We start from the raw sequence: 15,430 nt of genomic DNA on the forward strand, positions 1-15,430 counted from the left end.
GCCTCAGTCGCGCGTCAGCTTGCGGTGCGTCGAGCGGTGCGGCTTCGCGGCATCCGGTCCGAGGCGCTCGATCTTGTTCTCCTCGTACGCCTCGAAGTTGCCCTCGAACCAGTACCACTGGCCGGGATTCTCGTCGGTGCCCTCGTAAGCGAGGATGTGCGTCGCGATGCGGTCGAGGAACCACCGGTCGTGGGTGATGACCACGGCGCAACCGGGGAACTCGAGCAGAGCGTTCTCGAGCGAGCTCAGGGTCTCGACGTCGAGGTCGTTGGTCGGCTCGTCGAGGAGCAGCAGGTTGCCACCCTCCTTGAGAGTCAGCGCGAGGTTGAGACGGTTACGCTCACCACCGGAGAGCACACCGGCCTTCTTCTGCTGGTCCGGGCCCTTGAAACCAAACTTCGACACGTAAGCGCGGGACGGGATCTCGGTCTTGCCGACGGTGATGTAGTCCAGGCCGTCGGACACGACCTCCCACAGGGTCTTGTTCGGATCGATGTTGGAACGCGACTGGTCGACGTAACTGATCTTGACGGTCTCACCGATCTTCAGATCGCCGCCGTCGAGCGGCTCCAGACCCACGATCGTCTTGAAGAGCGTGGTCTTACCCACACCGTTGGGACCGATCACGCCGACGATGCCGTTCGGCGGCAGGCTGAAGCTGAGGTTATCGATCAGCACACGTCCGTCGAAGCCCTTCTGCAGCTTCTTGGCATCGATGACGATGCCACCCAGGCGCGGACCCGCGGGGATCTGGATCTCATCGAAGTCCAGCTTCCTGGTCCGCTCCGCCTCCGAAGCCATCTCCTCGTAGCGGGCGAGACGCGCCTTCGACTTGGTCTGGCGGCCCTTCGCGCTGGAACGGACCCACTCCAGCTCCTCCTTGAGGCGCTTGGCCAGCTTCGCGTCCTTCTTGCCCTGGACCTCGAGGCGTTCGCCCTTCTTCTCCAGGTAAGTCGAGTAGTTGCCCTCGTAGCCGATGAGACGGCCTCGGTCGACCTCGGCGATCCACTCGGCGACGTGGTCGAGGAAGTACCGGTCGTGGGTGATAGCGATCACGGCACCCTTGTACGCCTGCAGGTGCTGCTCGAGCCAGAGCACGCTCTCGGCGTCGAGGTGGTTGGTGGGCTCGTCGAGGAGCAGGAGGTCGGGCTTCTGCAGAAGCAGCTTCGCGAGCGCGACACGACGCTTCTCACCACCGGAGAGCGGGGCGATCGCGGCGTCGGCCGGAGGTGTGCGCAGCGCGTCCATGGCCTGATCGAGCTGCGAGTCGAGGTCCCAGCCGTCGGCGGCATCGATCTCCTCCTGCAGCGTGCCCATCTCGGCGAGCAGGGCGTCGAAGTCGGCGTCCGGCTCGGCCATCAGCAGCGAGATCTCGTTGAAACGGTCGACCTTCGGCTTGATCGCGATGCCGTCCTGGATGTTCTCGATCACCGTCTTGGACTCGTCGAGCTCCGGCTCCTGCATCAGGATGCCGACCGTGTAGCCCGGTGAGAGCTTCGCCTCGCCGTTCGACGGAGTGTCGAGACCGGCCATGATCTTGAGGATCGTCGACTTTCCAGCGCCGTTCGGGCCGACCATGCCGATCTTCGCGCCGGGGAGGAACGCCATGGTGACGTCGTCGAGGATGAGCTTCTCGCCCACTGCCTTACGCGCACGAACCATCGAGTAGATGTACTCAGCCACCGAAAACCGCTCCTTCTGTTGTCGCCGAAGATCGACACTCCAGCCTACCGGCCCTTAGGTGCGTCACCAGTCGATCGGACGTGTGGTGCCGACCAGGCAGCGCCCCTCGGCGAGTTGCGGCATCACGACCGTGACGACACGTCCGGTGGACGGGCCCACTTGACCGACGAGGCACTCGTCGTCGCCCCATCGCACGGAGAACTGCAGGCTCTCAGCCGGGTTGCCCACTGTCGACTGGTCTTGTGTCACCTGCATGGCTTTCCGATCGAATCCCGCTGTGACCAGAGCGTCGATGTACGCACGCCCGGCCCCGCGCTGATCAGTTGCCCAGACGCGCTCCGCGACCGCGGTGAAGACCGGGAGGTTCTCCTCCGCAGTGCCGTCGGGCACGAGCGTCGGTTCCGCAGGAGTCGTCGTCTCGGGCGTCGGCGACGCAACAGCCGTAGGAGAGGCAGAGGGGCCGGGAGTCGGCGCGCAGGCGGAGAGCAGCAGGAGCGCGGCGATCGAAGCCGCGAGGGCACCGCCCGCGCGCGGCGACGAGAAGACCGAACGACGAAGCACACGCCGAGTCTACGTCGCCGCGCAATCGGTCCCTGCGCGCCGCCGGCGCCCCGCACACCCCGATCGGGCGCGGAGCCGGACCACCGTCAGGACATGGCACCCGCGGCCGGGCCCGGTGCGGCCCATGACAGGTCCAGCGGCTCAGAATCCTGCATCGCCTGCTCCGACCCGGCATCGTCATCCACCGCTTCCTCCGGGCTGTTCCCCTCGGCAGTCGACGTCGCATCGAGGCCCGCCGCAGCCGGACGTGACTGCGGTCGATAAGCCGTCGTGCCCCACCGAAGGTCATGTCCGATGGCATCCGCATCGATGTCGACGCTCGTGCCGTGCTTGCCGTTGCTCTCCCAGTTGCGGATCTTCAGCCGGCCGGTGACGATCACGCTGTCGCCGGTTCGCAACGATGCCTTCGCGTTCTCGCCGAGGCTTCGGAACGCGGCCACCGAGAACCAGTTGGTCCCGGCGTCCGTCCACTCCTGCGTGGCGGCGTCGAAACGGCGATGGGTGCTCGCGAGACGGAAGTTCGTGACCGGCACTCCTCCCCCGGTCTGACCCTGGGTCGGATCCGTGGCGACTCTTCCCACGATGGTGACCATGTCGATCATGTGCTGTCCTTTCGTCGACCGGAGCGGTACTCGTCCGGATCGCTCCAGCCTGTCTCTCGCCGCACCCGGCCACCCACAGGAAAACCACGAAACGTGGACAGCCCTCGTTGTCGCCGTCCTGTGCAGAAAGGGCAGATCACAGCGCGTGTTGCGACGGCCACTCGAATGTCGGTGGTCGGTCATAGCTTCGAATCATGAAAGGAGTTCCGATGTCCGAAAGCTTGACCACCTCTCTCCCCGACGTCCCGTACGCGACGCCTCGGCTCTCTTCTCCCCGCGAGCACCTGGTCCGCGCAGCCGATCACCTCTGGCGGGTGCAGGATCGGCGGGAGCATGTCCTGGGCCACCTGCGCGTCGTCGCCGATCCGCTCGGGCTCCGCTATCGCGCCGAGCGTCTGCACCTCGCCACCGGGGTCTTCCGCGTCGTCGGCGAGTTCTGGCGCGTGGACGACGCGGTCGCTGCCCTTCGCTACTCCTGAGTTGGGCGCACTTCGCCCCGCCGACGGGGTGACTCAGGAGCGACGTACTCGCGTCCCGTCCGGCGCAGATCCGGTAAGGGTGCCCCCGGCAGGATTCGAACCTGCGACCAAGAGATTAGAAGGCTCCTGCTCTATCCCCTGAGCTACGGAGGCGCACTCTTCTAGAGTATCGCGGACCCGACGATGCTCGCGGAACGGCGTCACGGCGGACGATGTCCAACCCGTCGATAGGATGGCGGCATGGTATCTGCGTCCGAGAACGATCGTCTCGTATGGATCGACTGCGAGATGACGGGACTCGATCTCTCGGTCGATGAGCTCGTGGAGATCGCTGTCGTCATCACCGATTTCGAGCTCAATCCCATCGACCCGGGTTTCCAGGTGGTGATCCGTCCCGGCACCGCGGCACTCGAGCACATGAACGACTTCGTGACGAAGATGCACGAGACCTCCGGCCTGATCCAGGAGATACCGCACGGCGTCTCCCTCGAAGAGGCAGAGGCGCAGACTCTGGCATATATCAAGCGGTTCGTACCGCTCGAACGCAAGGCTCCCCTCGCGGGCAACACGATCGGCACCGACCGGATGTTCCTTGCGAAGTACATGCCTCAGGTCGACCAGTGGCTGCATTACAGGAACGTCGACGTCTCCAGCATCAAGGAGCTCTCGCGCCGCTGGTACCCGCGCGTCTTCTTCCAGGCACCTCTCAAAGACGGCGGACACCGAGCGCTCGCCGACATCCTGGAGTCGATCCGCGAACTCCGTTACTACCGCGAAGCCGTCTTCGTCGACGAGCCCGGGCCGTCGAGCGACGACGCTCGCGAGATCGCCACCCGCACGGTGTCCGAGTTCACTCCGAACATGTAATAGACTCGTATGGTTGCCTGCTCCGGCGGGCACATGGTGGGTATAGCTCAGCTGGTAGAGCGCTGGCTTGTGGTGCCGGATGTCGCGGGTTCGAGTCCCGTTACTCACCCTCAGGAAGAAGGCCCGAACCGTATGGTTCGGGCCTTCTTCGCGTCCCACGGCGGACGGCCCATTCACGCCGACGCCGTAGACTTGCGTGGTGTCGCTCGCGGTCTGGTTCTCCCTCCTCACCGCGTCGGTGGTCATCAGCTTCACCCCAGGAGCCGGCGCCATCAACACGATGTCGAATGCGCTGAACCAGGGCTGGAAGCGCTCGATCTGGGGAATCATCGGGCAGCAGATCGCTTTGGTCGTGCATGTGGCGATCGTCGCCGCGGGGGTCGGTCTTCTCGTCTCGCGCTCGGAGTTCCTGTTCAACGCCATCCGATACGCCGGGGCGGCCTATCTCGTGTTCCTCGGCATCCGCCTGATCCTCGCGAAACCCGCTGCCGCCCTCGATGATGCGCCGGTGCCGATCGCCGACCGAGAGAGTCACTGGTCGATGATCCGCCGAGGATTCTGGGTCAACCTCTTGAACCCGAAGGCGATCGTGTTCTTCCTGGCATTCATCCCTCAGTTCATCCGTCTCGACGAGCCTCCGGTCCCGCAGTACCTGACCCTGATCGCCACGGTGATCGTGGTCGACGTGATCGTGATGTGGGGGTTCTTCGCAGCTGCGGCCCGCCCGTTCCGGCGGTTCACACGGTCCCTGCGCGGCCAACGCATCCTCAACCTGGTGTTCGGCGTGCTGTTCATCGCCGTGGCCGGCGTGCTCGTCCTGCTGCACTGATCCGACGCGAGAGCCCGCGCGCCTCTAGGCTGGACAGGATGGACATGGATGCCGCGGCCTTCGAAGAACTGGTGATCGACGAGCTCGACCTCCTGCCCGACGACATGGTCGAGGGACTGGAGAACGTCGTGTTCGTCGTCGAAGACCGGCCCGAGGACGGAAGCCTGGACCTGCTGGGCCTCTACGACGGTCTGGCGCTCACCGAACGCACGCAATACGGGATGGGTGAGCTTCCCGACCGGATCGTGCTCTATCGCGAGCCGCATCTCGCCCAATGCGAGACCGAGCACGAGCTTCGTGACGAGATTCACACCACCCTGGTCCACGAGATCGCTCACTTCTACGGCATCGACGATGAGCAGCTGCACGAGATGGGCTGGGCATGATGCCATCTGCGGCACATCCCGAGCTCGATGAGATCGCCGACCTCAGCGCTGCACCGCTCGAACCGTGGCAGGTCGTGGTGTGGAACGACCCTGTCAACCTCATGAGCTATGTGGTCCGCGTGTTCCGGACGTACTTCGGGTACTCGCTCGACCACGCCACCGCCCTGATGCTCGCCGTCCACAACGACGGACACGCGATCGTCGCCACCGGTCCGCGCGAGACCATGGAGGTGCATGCGCAGGCGATGCACGATTACGGTCTCTGGGCCACCGTCAGGAAGGCCCCGCTGTGAGCGCCGACATCATCGTCGTGCCCATCACCGTGATCGAGGAGTTCCACCTCGCCCGGCTCGTCGAGGACTTCATCGAACTCGTCGGCGAATCACGAGGCACCGACGACCCGGCCATCGCCCGACTGACCCCGAATCCCTACCCCGAAGACTCCGACGCCGCCGCCGAGTTCACCGATGCCACGCGAGACGACCTCCTCGATCGTCGTCTCGCCGACGCGCGCCTCGTCCGCGCTGCACTGGCCGAGTATTCGACCGACGTCGACTCCCTCTCCCAAGAAGAGGCGCTCGACGGGCGAGAGATACTCATCGCGATGGAGAGTCTCGACGCCTGGCTCCGAACCCTCACGGCGATCCGGCTCGTCATCGCCAGCAGACTCGGAATCACCTCTGACGACCAGAGCGGCGAAGACGGCCGTCACGACGTCTACGAGTGGGTCGGCTATCGACTCGAGCTGATCATCCAGGCCGCCGACGAGGCAGAGTCCGCCTCCAACGCCTGACCTACGGAATTTCGACGATCCGAGTGGCCAGTGCGCGAGGGTCGTCCCGATCGATGTGACGGCGTTCCTGAGCTGCCCAACGATCCCAATGCGGGCGGTACGTGTCGCCGTCCCGGTTCAGCGCCCGAGCCTTGCGCGATTCCTCTGCAGACTCGACCCAGACCCGGACGTCGGCGAGAGCGGCTGTCGACGGCCGCAGGATTCCGCTGCCCTCGATGATGACGCCGAGTGCCGGATCGACCGCGTGGCTCTCCGCCTCGGTCTCCGCCTCCCAATCCCAACGCCGCCAGGTGCCCAGGTAGCCGCGACCGTGCGGCCGCAGGATCCACTCGAGCGCACGTGCGGCCCCGTCGTCGAGCCCGTCCCACCCGGGGTAGATCGAGTCGAGGCCGATGAGCTGCACGTGACCGAGCACAGGCCAGTGCCGGACGAGTCGTGCGGCGAGGGAGGACTTCCCTGCGCCGCTGCCTCCGTCGATCAGCACGACAGGGTTTGCTGCCGCAACGGCACGAACGTCGTGTTCGATCAGGGACGCGGCGCGCTCCAGAGCCGTCGCGACGGGATCGTCACTTCTTGAGGGCACGGATGATACGTACGAGAGCCCGCCCGGTCACCCAGACGAACGGCACCGCCACGAGGAGCAGCGTGACGATGTTGGGCTCGAACCGGAGACCCTCTTCTCGCCGGACGTAGACCCCCACAGGAACGGAGACGCCACCACCGCCGCCACCCTCGGCGCCGTCTCCGCTGCCCCCGCCGAATCCGGAGTAGGTGAAGGCGACGGGAGTGATGCTGACTCCGTCAACGTCCTGCGGCTCTCCGTACGCGCTCTTCACGCCGAAGGACGCTGCTTGCTTTCCGAGTTCCAGTGCGATGTTCGGCATACCTCCACGGTAGCCGAGGAACGCGGCCCGCGTGAGATCAATCCAGGCCGTGCGCCTTCGGATGCTGCGCGGCACCTCGGCCGCCTGCGCGACCGATGTGTCGTGCACGGCTGATCGTCGCCGTGCCGAAGCGCGCGACGGCCTCGTCGACGGCACCTTCGACCTTGCGCCAATCCTCGTCGTCGTCCCAGAGTCCCAAACCACCGCCACCGGCCGGGCGCAGGTTCTCGGCACGGACGCCGACGAGTCGCACCGGATCCCGGCGATCGATCTGCTCGAACAGCGTCTGGGCGGCCTCGCCGATCCGCTGGCCGACGGCCGTGGGCTCGCTCAGTGTCTGGGATCGGCTCAGCGTTCGGAAGTCGTCGAACCGGATCTTGATGGCTACAGTCGACGTCTCCCACTGTGCGCGACGGAGCCGGGCCGCCACCCGGTCTGCGAGGCGGAGCAGCTCGGCACGGAGGAACGCGCGGTCGAGGATGTCCGTCTCGAACGTCTCTTCATGACCGATGCTCTTCTCCACGCGCTCGGTGTCGACGGCTCGGGCGTCCTGTCCCATCGCGAGCTGCGCGAGTCGGTCACTCAGGGCTGGACCCACAGCGCGTTCGATCATCTCGCGTGGAGCATCACGGACATCCTGTACCGTCCGAATGCCTCGCGCCTCCAGCGCCTCTGCGGCCTTCGGGCCGACGCCCCACATCGCACGGACCGGTCGCGGCGCGAGGAAGTCGAGCGTGTCGTGCGCCGCGACGACGAGCATGCCGTCGGGCTTGGAGATCGTCGAGGCCATCTTGGCGACGTGCTTGGTGGCAGCGACACCCACGCTGCAGGTGATTCCGACCTCGTCGAGGACCCGTTCCCGGATGAGTTCAGCGATTCGAGCGGGACTCCCCCAGAGTCGGCGCACGCCCTGCACGTCGAGGAAAGCCTCGTCGACCGACAGCGGCTCCACGAGCGGTGTGAACGACTCGAAGATCGCCATCACCTGCCTCGAGACCTCCTGATAACGGTGGAAATGAGGAGGCACGATACGGGCCGATGGGCACAGTCGGAGTGCCTGCGATACGGGCATCGCCGCACGGACGCCGTAACGGCGGGCCTCGTACGAGGCGCTCGAGACGACCGAGCGGCCGTCCGGTGCACCGATGATCAGAGGAAGCCCACGCAGGCCGGGGTCGTCGAGAACCTCGACGGCCGCGTAGAACGCGTCCATGTCGACGTGGAGAATACGCGTTCCGGTGTCGTCAGCGTCGGCTGCGGAGACGATCCGCCCCCTGCCGTCACCGTGTCCCATACGACCATTCTCCCCCGGGCCTCCGACAGAAGGCCCGGGGGCACGCGCTACTGGGCAGCGCGCTCGAGGATGAGTTCGCGGACGCGGGCGGCGTCCGCCTGACCCTTCATCGCCTTCATGACGGCTCCGATCACGGCGCCGGCCGCCTGCACCTTGCCGTCCTTGATCTTCGCCATCACGTCAGGCTGCGCCGCCAGTGCCTCGTCGATCGCCGCGATCAATGCGCCATCGTCCGACACCACGGCGAGCCCGCGAGCGTCGACGACCTCCTGCGGCGTGCCCTCGCCGGCGATGACACCCTCGAGAACCTGACGCGCAAGCTTGTCGGTGAGCGTCCCCGCGTCGACGAGCTGCTGCAGAGCGGCGACGTTCTCCGGGCTGATCAGCTCGGTGGCGTCCTTCTCCTGCGCGTTCGCGAGCCGAGAGATCTCCCCCGTCCACCACTTGCGTGCGGTGGCCGGCGTCGCGCCGGCCGCGATCGTCGCCTCGACGACCTCGAGCAGTCCGCCGTTGCGGACGTCCTGAAACTCCAAGTCGGTGAAGCCCCACTCGGTCATCAGACGGCGACGACGGGCGACCGGCTGCTCAGGGAGAGCCGCGCGCAGTTCCTCGATCAGTTCGGCGGCCGGCTCGACGGGCAGCAGGTCCGGCTCGGGGAAGTACCGGTAGTCGTCCGCATCCGACTTCGGACGACCCGGCGAGGTGGTGCCGGTGTCCTCGTGCCAGTGCCGCGTCTCCTGCGTGATCGTTCCACCGTCGGCGAGGATCTGCGCCTGCCGCTGGATCTCGTACTTCACGGCCCGCTCGACGGAGCGCATCGAGTTGACGTTCTTCGTCTCGGTGCGGGTGCCGAGCTTGTCCGTACCCCGCGGACGCAGCGAGACGTTCGCGTCGCAGCGCAGGTTGCCGCGCTCGAGCCGAGCCTCGGAGATGCCCAGTCCGCGGACGATGTCGCGGATCGCCTGCACGTACGCCTTGGCGACCTCGGGTGCGCGGTGCTCGGTGCCGTAGATGATGTTCGTCACGATCTCGACGAGCGGCACTCCCGCGCGGTTGTAGTCGACCAGCGAGTACTCGGCGCCCTGGATGCGTCCGGTCGCTCCACCCATGTGGGTGAGTTTGCCGGCGTCCTCCTCCATGTGCGCGCGTTCGATCGGGATGGTGATGAGCGTCCCGTCCTCGAGCTCGACCTCGACCGACCCGTCGTACGCGATCGGCTCGTCGTACTGCGAGATCTGGTAGTTCTTGCCCAGGTCGGGGTAGAAGTAGTTCTTCCGGGCGAACCGGCTCGACTCCGCGATCGAGCAACCGAGAGCGAGGCCCAGGCTGATCGACGAGCGGATCGCGGTCTCGTTGACGACCGGCAGCGATCCGGGCAGGCCGAGGTCGACCGGCGCGATCAGCGTGTTCGGCTCGGCGGCATGATATGCCTCGTTGGCCGGGTTCGGCGCGTCGGAGAACATCTTCGTGTTCGTGTTGAGCTCGACGTGCACCTCGAATCCGAGGACCGGCTCGAACAGATCGAGTGCCTTGTCGAAGTCCATGAGCTTGGCAGCGGCCATCAGCGGTTCCCTCCTGCGAGCTGGGGTGCGCGGGTGAGCAGCGGCGCACCCCACGAGTCGACGAGCAGCGTCTCGAGCGCGGCACCGACCTTGTAGAGGCGGGCGTCCTCGCGTGCCGGAGCGATGAACTGGATGCCGACGGGCAGGCCGTCGTCGTCCGCCAGACCGCTCGGGATGGAGATACCCGGGACGCCGGCGAGGTTCACCGGGATCGTCGTGATGTCGTTGAGGTACATCTGCAGCGGGTCGTCGATCTTCTCACCGAGCTTGAACGCCGTGGTCGGGGCCGAGGGCGTGGCGATCACGTCGACCTCGGCGAACGCGTTCGCGAAGTCCTGCTGGATGAGCGTGCGGACCTTCTGCGCGCTGCCGTAGTACGCGTCGTAGTAACCGGCCGACAGCGCGTAGGTGCCGAGGATGATGCGGCGCTTGACCTCGTCGCCGAAGCCGGCGTCGCGGGTCGCGGACATGACGTCCTCGACCGTGGGGTTGCCGTCGGGCGTCACCCGCAGACCGAACCGCACCGAGTCGAACTTCGCCAGGTTGCTCGATGCCTCGGCGGGAAGGATCAGGTAGTAGGCGGCAACTCCGTACTCGAAGTGCGGAGCGCCGATCTCGACGATCTCGGCCCCCTGCGCTTCCATGAGAGCGAGAGCGCTGCGGAACGAGGCCGCGACACCAGGCTGGAAGCCACTGTCCGGCAGCTCACGGATCACGCCGACCTTGAGTCCCTTGAGCACGTCGCCCCGTGCGCCCTCACGGGCGGCTTCGGCGAACGACGGCCAGGCATCACGCAAGGACGTGGAGTCCTTCGGGTCGTGGCCGCCGATGGCGTCGTGCAACAGACCGGAGTCGAGGACCGTCCGGGAGACGGGTCCGACCTGGTCGAGGCTGGAGGCGAGAGCGATCGCGCCGTAGCGGCTCACGCCGCCGTAGGTCGGCTTCACACCCACCGTGCCGGTGACGTGGGCAGGCTGACGGATCGAGCCGCCGGTGTCGGAGCCGAGCGCGAGGGGCGCTTCGAAGGCCGCGACGGCCGCAGCCGAACCGCCGCCGGAGCCGCCGGGGATCCGGTCGAGGTCCCAGGGGTTGCGAGTGGGGCCGTACGCCGAGTGCTCGGTTGACGAACCCATGGCGAACTCGTCCATGTTGGTCTTGCCGAGCGGGATGAGTCCCGCGGCACGCGAACGCGCGACGACCGTGGCGTCGTACGGAGAACGGTAGCCCTCCAGGATGCGCGAGCCGCTGGTGGTCGGCTGGTCGGTCGTGACGAGCACGTCCTTGATCGCGAGCGGCACGCCGGCGAGCGGGCCGAGGTCCTCCCCTGCGGCGCGTCGGGCATCGATCGCGGCAGCAGCCTCGAGGGCCGCCGCGTTGACGTGCAGGAAGGCGTGCACGTCGCCATCGACGGCGGCGATGCGATCGAGGTGAGCCTGCGTCGCCTCGACACTCGACACCTCGAGGGAAGCGAGCTTGGCGGCGAGATCCGCCGCGTTCAGCCGGATGATGTCGCTCACTGCTCTTCTCCCAGGATCGCGGTGACGCGGAAGCGGCCGTCGGCGGCATCCGGGGCGTTCTGGAGCACCTGCTCGTGCGTGAGCGTCTGCCCGACCACGTCGGGCCGGAAGACATTGCTCAGCGGGATCGGGTGGCTCGTCGCGACGACATCGTCGGTCGCGACCTCCGAGACCTTCGCGATGTTGTCGACGATCGCGTCGAGCTGGCCCGTGAGCCGCGACACCTCGTCGTCGTTCAGCTGGATGCGTGCGAGCACACCGAGATGGCGCACGAGTTCAGGGGTGATTTCAGACACTCCCCCAGTCTAGTTGGCGCGCTCCGAACTCCTCCGCCCCGCGAGCCACGCGACATATGCTGGGCGGGTGAGCACGTTCCTGCCCCCTCGCCCGTGGACCGCCAGCTATGCAGCAGGTGTCCCGGAAGACTTGTCTCCCGTCGACGGATCGCTCGTCGACATCGTCGCAGCTTCCGCGCGCGACTATCCGGAGGCACCCGCCCTCCAGTTCTTCGGCCGCGAGACGACCTATGCCGAGCTCCAGGCGGCGATCGACCGCGCCGCAGCAGGCCTTCGCGACCTCGGGGTCCGCGCCGGCGACCCGGTCGCCATCGTGCTGCCGAACTGCCCTCAGCACATCGTCGCGTTCTACGCCGTGCTCCGTCTCGGTGCCGTCGTCGTCGAGCACAATCCGCTCTACACGCCGCGCGAGCTGCGGAAGCAGTTCGAGGACCACGGCGCGAAGCACGCGATCGTGTGGAACAAGGTCGTCTCGACAGTGCAGGAGTTCCCGGCGGATCTGGCCGTCACCAACCTCGTCTCCGTCGACGTGACGCGTGCCATGCCGTTCCTCACCCGGTTCGCCCTCCGGCTCCCCGTCGCCAAGGCCCGCGAATCGCGTGCGGCGCTCACCGAGAAGGTGCGCGGCACCGTCGCGTGGGATTCCCTCCTGACCTCGGAGCCGATTCCCGCCTCGCATCCAGCGCCGCGCACCGACGATCTCGCGATCATCCAGTACACCTCCGGCACCACGGGAACGCCGAAGGGTGCCGCGCTCACGCACCGCAACCTGCTGGCCAACGCCGCACAGGCGCAGGCCTGGGTGCCCTCGATCCGACGCGGCAACGGATGCGTCGTCTATGCGGTCCTGCCCATGTTCCACGCATACGGGCTCACGCTGTGCTTGACCTTCGCGATGTCGATGGGCGCCAGACTCGTGCTGTTCCCCAAGTTCGACCCGGACCTGGTGCTCGACGTCGTCAAGAAGCACCCCGCGACGTTCCTGCCGCTCGTGCCGCCCATCGCGGACCGCCTCCTCGCCGCGGCGAAGAACAAGGGTGTGTCCCTCGACGGCATCGAGGTCGCGATCTCCGGAGCCATGGCACTGCCGCACGAGCTGGTCGTGCCGTTCGAGGAAGCCACCCACGGCTACCTCGTCGAGGGCTACGGGCTCAGCGAGTGCTCGCCGGTGCTGATGGCGAATCCGGTCGCGGACAACCGCGTACCCGGGACCGTCGGGCTCCCCCTGCCCGGGACCGAATGCCGCGTGGTGGATCCGGAGAACCCGAGCGAAGACGTGCCGGCGGGCTCAGCCGGAGAGCTCGTCGTCCGCGGGCCGCAGGTGTTCTCGGGATACTACGGCAAGCCCGAGGAGACCGAAGCCGCCTTCGTCGACGGGTGGTACCGCACGGGCGACATCGTCACGATCGACGACGCCGGTTTCGTGCGCATCGTCGATCGCATCAAGGAGCTCATCATCACCGGCGGCTTCAACGTGGCCCCCACCGAGGTCGAGAACGCGCTGCGTCAGCACCCGCAGGTCGCCGACGCCGCTGTGGTCGGCCTGCCGAGCGAGCACTCCGGCGAAGAGGTCGTCGCGGCCATCGTGGTCGATGCCGACACCGATGTCGACGTGGAGGCGATCCGTGACTTCGCCCGCAGCATCCTCACTCCGTACAAGGTCCCGCGACGCGTGTTCGTGGTCGACGAGCTTCCGAAGTCACTGATCGGCAAGGTGCTCCGACGCCAAGTGAAGGAGAAGCTGGTCGCGCTGAACACGGGCGCCTGAGGCCGCCTTCACAGGCACCCGGCGCCGCGGCGCGCTACCCTTGGGAAGTGACCCCTGAAGATGCAGTGCTGACCGACGCCCCCGAGGACTCCCCCGCGACCCCCGGATTCGAGGAGCTCGGCATCACCGGGCCCGTCCTCAAAGCCATCAAAGACCTCGGCTACGAGACCCCATCGCCCATCCAGGCGGCGACCATCCCCACGCTCCTCGCCGGCCGCGACGTCGTCGGCATGGCGCAGACCGGGACCGGCAAGACCGCGGCGTTCGCACTCCCCGTGCTCGAGCGCCTCGACGTCTCGCAGAAGACCCCGCAGGCTCTCGTGCTCGCTCCCACCCGTGAGCTCGCGCTCCAGGTGTGCGAGGCATTCGAGTCGTACGCCTCCAAGATGAAGGGCGTCCACGTCCTCCCCGTCTACGGCGGACAGGGCTACGGCGTGCAGCTGTCGGCTCTGCGCCGCGGCGTCCACGTCATCGTCGGAACTCCCGGGCGCATCATGGACCACCTCGCCAAGGGCACGCTCGACCTGTCGCAGCTTCAGTACCTCGTGCTCGACGAAGCCGACGAGATGCTGAAGATGGGCTTCGCGGAGGACGTGGAGCAGATCCTCGCGCAGACCCCCGAGGAGAAGCAGGTCGCTCTGTTCTCGGCGACCATGCCGCCGCAGATCCGCCGCCTCGCGCAGAAGTACCTGCGCGACCCGGAAGAGATCAGCATCAAGTCCAAGACCGCGACCGGCACGAACATCACGCAGCGCTACCTCGTGGTGTCGTATGCGCAGAAGGTCGACGCCCTCACCCGCATCCTCGAAGTCGAGAACTTCGACGGGATGATCGTGTTCGTCCGCACCAAGAACGAGACCGAGACGCTGGCCGAGAAGCTGCGCGCCCGCGGATACTCCGCAGCTGCCATCAACGGCGACGTGCCCCAGGTGCAGCGTGAGCGCAGTGTCAACCAGCTCAAGGACGGCAAGCTGGACATCCTCGTCGCGACCGATGTGGCCGCCCGCGGTCTGGACGTCGAGCGCATCAGCCACGTCGTCAACTTCGACATCCCCACCGACACCGAGTCGTACGTGCACCGCATCGGACGCACCGGACGCGCCGGACGTTCGGGCGACGCGATCAGCTTCATCACCCCGCGCGAGCGCTACCTGCTGAAGCACATCGAGAAGGCCACGCGTCAGCAGCCCGCTCAGATGCAGCTGCCCAGCACCGAAGACGTGAACACCACGCGTCTGAACCGCTTCGACGACGCGATCACCACCGCGCTGTCCGAGACCGGCCGCATCGATGCCTTCCGCGACATCGTCGCCCACTACGTCCGTCACCACGACGTTCCCGAGGCCGACGTGGCAGCAGCTCTCGCCGTGGTGGCTCAGGGCGACAAGCCTCTGCTCCTCGATCCGGCCAACGACCCGCTGACGAAGGCTGTCGAAGCCGACAATCGTCCCCCGCGCGAGCGCACGGGCCGGGACACGCGTGAGTCCCGCGAGCCGCGCGAGCGTCGGGGTCGTGGCGACTACACGGCCTACCGGATCGAGGTGGGTCGCCGGCACCGCGTCGAGCCCCGCCAGATCGTCGGTGCCCTCGCGAACGAAGGCGGCCTCGGCCGTGACGACTTCGGTGCGATCAACATCCGTCCCGATTTCTCGGTCGTCGAACTTCCGGCGAACATGAGCCCGGCCGTCCTGGAGAAGCTCCGCGACACTCGGATCTCGGGCCGACTGATTGAGATCAAGCCCGACCGCGGCCCCGCCGGTGCCCGCCGCAACGGCCCTCGTGAGGGTGGCCGCGATGCGGGAGACCGGTTCGAGCGTCGCGACCGCGACGACCGTCCGGCTCGCGACAGCCGCGACGAAAAGCCGTTCCGCAAGCCCCGCCACAAGAGCTGACGCCGCATCGCGCGCGG

Annotated in this window: 17 protein-coding genes and 2 tRNA genes; 9 read left to right on the forward strand and 10 right to left on the reverse strand. The window is 67.0% G+C overall.

Features of this window, described 5'->3' with window-relative positions; all coding sequences use genetic code 11:
* Nucleotides 1-3 precede the first annotated feature (3 nt).
* From ettA to ACWGO6_RS01100, 3 genes are all read right to left on the reverse strand, one after another.
* A complete protein-coding gene (ettA, locus tag ACWGO6_RS01090) occupies nt 4-1,683 on the reverse strand; it encodes an energy-dependent translational throttle protein EttA (RefSeq protein ID WP_136043861.1) in 1,680 nt (559 codons plus the stop codon).
* 63 nt (nt 1,684-1,746) lie between these two features.
* Complete coding sequence (locus ACWGO6_RS01095; protein ID WP_205820443.1) at nt 1,747-2,244, reverse strand: DUF6993 domain-containing protein; 498 nt, start codon at nt 2,242-2,244, stop codon at nt 1,747-1,749.
* A gap of 86 nt (nt 2,245-2,330) precedes the next feature.
* Nucleotides 2,331-2,846: a single-stranded DNA-binding protein gene (locus ACWGO6_RS01100; protein WP_452325634.1), complete on the reverse strand. Its 516-nt coding sequence runs from the start codon at nt 2,844-2,846 to the stop codon at nt 2,331-2,333.
* 209 nt (nt 2,847-3,055) lie between these two features.
* Here ACWGO6_RS01100 and ACWGO6_RS01105 point away from each other — a divergent pair, with 209 nt between their 5' ends.
* The gene (locus ACWGO6_RS01105; protein WP_136043860.1) at nt 3,056-3,325 is read left to right on the forward strand and encodes a hypothetical protein; all 270 of its coding nucleotides are present in this window, start codon (nt 3,056-3,058) and stop codon (nt 3,323-3,325) included.
* An 80-nt stretch (nt 3,326-3,405) separates the two neighbouring features.
* Here the strand turns inward: ACWGO6_RS01105 and ACWGO6_RS01110 are convergent.
* Nucleotides 3,406-3,478, reverse strand: a tRNA-Arg gene (locus ACWGO6_RS01110).
* A gap of 87 nt (nt 3,479-3,565) precedes the next feature.
* Between ACWGO6_RS01110 and orn the strand changes: the two genes are divergently transcribed.
* The 6 genes from orn (at nt 3,566) to ACWGO6_RS01140 (ending at nt 6,200) form a co-directional block, all read left to right on the forward strand.
* Entirely contained in the window at nt 3,566-4,192 is a 627-nt protein-coding gene (orn, locus tag ACWGO6_RS01115; RefSeq protein ID WP_136043859.1) for an oligoribonuclease, read from the forward strand.
* 36 nt (nt 4,193-4,228) lie between these two features.
* Nucleotides 4,229-4,301, forward strand: a tRNA-His gene (locus ACWGO6_RS01120).
* 90 nt (nt 4,302-4,391) lie between these two features.
* Nucleotides 4,392-5,021, forward strand: a complete 630-nt coding sequence (locus ACWGO6_RS01125; RefSeq protein ID WP_136043858.1) for a LysE family transporter — start codon at nt 4,392-4,394, stop codon at nt 5,019-5,021.
* A gap of 38 nt (nt 5,022-5,059) precedes the next feature.
* A complete protein-coding gene (locus ACWGO6_RS01130) occupies nt 5,060-5,407 on the forward strand; it encodes a metallopeptidase family protein (RefSeq protein ID WP_091036179.1) in 348 nt (115 codons plus the stop codon).
* Complete coding sequence (gene clpS, locus ACWGO6_RS01135; RefSeq protein ID WP_205820441.1) at nt 5,404-5,700, forward strand: ATP-dependent Clp protease adapter ClpS; 297 nt, start codon at nt 5,404-5,406, stop codon at nt 5,698-5,700. The genes ACWGO6_RS01130 and clpS overlap by 4 nt, the downstream gene beginning before the upstream one ends.
* The gene (locus ACWGO6_RS01140; protein WP_452325635.1) at nt 5,697-6,200 is read left to right on the forward strand and encodes a DUF2017 family protein; all 504 of its coding nucleotides are present in this window, start codon (nt 5,697-5,699) and stop codon (nt 6,198-6,200) included. Before clpS ends, ACWGO6_RS01140 begins: the two co-directional genes overlap by 4 nt.
* A 1-nt stretch (nt 6,201) precedes the next feature.
* Here ACWGO6_RS01140 and ACWGO6_RS01145 read toward each other — a convergent pair whose 3' ends face one another.
* Genes ACWGO6_RS01145 through gatC form a run of 6 tightly spaced genes read right to left on the reverse strand, consistent with a single transcriptional unit; the run spans nt 6,202 to nt 11,753 of the window.
* The gene (locus ACWGO6_RS01145; RefSeq protein WP_452325636.1) at nt 6,202-6,783 is read right to left on the reverse strand and encodes a hypothetical protein; all 582 of its coding nucleotides are present in this window, start codon (nt 6,781-6,783) and stop codon (nt 6,202-6,204) included.
* Nucleotides 6,767-7,084, reverse strand: a complete 318-nt coding sequence (locus tag ACWGO6_RS01150) for a hypothetical protein (RefSeq protein WP_029263459.1) — start codon at nt 7,082-7,084, stop codon at nt 6,767-6,769. The genes ACWGO6_RS01145 and ACWGO6_RS01150 overlap by 17 nt, the downstream gene beginning before the upstream one ends.
* Before the next feature lie 37 nt (nt 7,085-7,121).
* Nucleotides 7,122-8,378, reverse strand: coding sequence for a DNA polymerase IV (gene dinB / locus ACWGO6_RS01155; protein WP_452325637.1), 1,257 nt, complete (start codon nt 8,376-8,378; stop codon nt 7,122-7,124).
* 47 nt (nt 8,379-8,425) lie between these two features.
* Nucleotides 8,426-9,940, reverse strand: a complete 1,515-nt coding sequence (gene gatB / locus ACWGO6_RS01160; RefSeq protein ID WP_136043853.1) for an Asp-tRNA(Asn)/Glu-tRNA(Gln) amidotransferase subunit GatB — start codon at nt 9,938-9,940, stop codon at nt 8,426-8,428.
* Nucleotides 9,940-11,457, reverse strand: a complete 1,518-nt coding sequence (gene gatA / locus ACWGO6_RS01165; protein WP_136043852.1) for an Asp-tRNA(Asn)/Glu-tRNA(Gln) amidotransferase subunit GatA — start codon at nt 11,455-11,457, stop codon at nt 9,940-9,942. The genes gatB and gatA overlap by 1 nt, the downstream gene beginning before the upstream one ends.
* Nucleotides 11,454-11,753, reverse strand: coding sequence for an Asp-tRNA(Asn)/Glu-tRNA(Gln) amidotransferase subunit GatC (gene gatC, locus ACWGO6_RS01170; protein ID WP_029263463.1), 300 nt, complete (start codon nt 11,751-11,753; stop codon nt 11,454-11,456). The genes gatA and gatC overlap by 4 nt, the downstream gene beginning before the upstream one ends.
* A gap of 67 nt (nt 11,754-11,820) precedes the next feature.
* Here gatC and ACWGO6_RS01175 point away from each other — a divergent pair, with 67 nt between their 5' ends.
* Together ACWGO6_RS01175 and ACWGO6_RS01180 are read left to right on the forward strand one after the other, a co-directional pair.
* Nucleotides 11,821-13,521, forward strand: coding sequence for a long-chain-fatty-acid--CoA ligase (locus tag ACWGO6_RS01175; RefSeq protein ID WP_136043851.1), 1,701 nt, complete (start codon nt 11,821-11,823; stop codon nt 13,519-13,521).
* A 47-nt stretch (nt 13,522-13,568) separates the two neighbouring features.
* Complete coding sequence (locus ACWGO6_RS01180) at nt 13,569-15,413, forward strand: DEAD/DEAH box helicase (RefSeq protein WP_446724540.1); 1,845 nt, start codon at nt 13,569-13,571, stop codon at nt 15,411-15,413.
* The last annotated feature ends 17 nt before the right edge of the window (nt 15,414-15,430 follow it).

The organism is Microbacterium sp. NPDC055665 (assembly GCF_053618035.1).